Annotated in this window: 3 protein-coding genes; all 3 read right to left on the reverse strand. The window is 61.3% G+C overall.

Annotation, left to right across the window (positions count from 1 at the left end):
- Positions 1–442: molybdopterin-dependent oxidoreductase (locus AC1DRJ_RS30125; RefSeq protein ID WP_477805330.1), on the reverse strand; the 442-nt coding region annotated here is incomplete at its 3' end.
- Positions 442–759, reverse strand: a complete 318-nt coding sequence (gene nirD / locus AC1DRJ_RS30130) for a nitrite reductase small subunit NirD (protein WP_477805331.1) — start codon at positions 757–759, stop codon at positions 442–444. The genes nirD and AC1DRJ_RS30125, both read right to left, overlap by 1 nt.
- The coding region (locus AC1DRJ_RS30135) for a hypothetical protein (protein WP_477805332.1) at positions 756–879 on the reverse strand (124 nt) is incomplete at its 5' end. The genes nirD and AC1DRJ_RS30135, both read right to left, overlap by 4 nt.

The following is an 879-nucleotide window of genomic DNA, read 5'->3' on the forward strand; positions in this document are numbered from 1 at the left end:
GTTTGTAGCCGACCACTGCCGACGACATGCACAGCCGCGAATTACTGTCGATGTTATTGGTGCCCACCAGCGCTCGCGCCAGTTTGTTGAAGGCGTAGTAGTCCTCGGTCAGCAATTGCCCGGAAATGTAAAAAGCCACGCTATCGGGGCCATGCTCGGCAATGGTTTGGGCGAAAACGCTGGCGGCGTGATCGAGGGCGGTGTCCCAGTCGGTGCGGCCACGCGCCAGGCCTTTGCCGAGGCGCAATTCCGGGTACAACGCCCGCGCGGTCAAGTCGCCGGTCAAATGCAGGGTTGATCCTTTACTGCAAAGTTTGCCGAAGTTGGCTGGGTGTGCCGGATCGCCGCTGACGCCGAGGATGCGCTCGCCGTCATGCTCGATCAGCACCCCGCAGCCAACCCCGCAATAGCAGCAGGTGGACGCGGTGATCTGGCGGTCCATCAGCCTGCGTCCCGCAGAGCCAGCATCACTCGACCATTCTCGACCCGCGCCGGGTGGTGATGGGCGCAGCCGATGTCCGGGGCCAAGGCTTCGCCGCTTTCCAGATCGATCTGCCAGTTGTGCAGCGGGCAGGCCACACGCTTGCCGTAGATCAAGCCTTGGGACAGCGGCCCGCCCTTGTGCGGGCAGCGGTCGTCGAGGGCGAACACCTCATCGTCGCTGGTACGGAAAATCGCGATGTCACCTTTAGGGCCGGCGATGATCCGTGAGCCCAGGGCGTTGATTTCTTCCAGTGCGCAGATATCGAGCCAGTTCATGCCAGCACCTCCAGGTTTTTCACGGGGATGACGTCGAATTCTTTTTTCAGCAGTGGCTGTTCCAGGCGTTCCTTCCACGGATCCTGTTCGAACGACAGGGAGAATTGCAGGCGATCATTC

This window comes from Pseudomonas sp. P5_B2 (genome assembly GCF_056400445.1).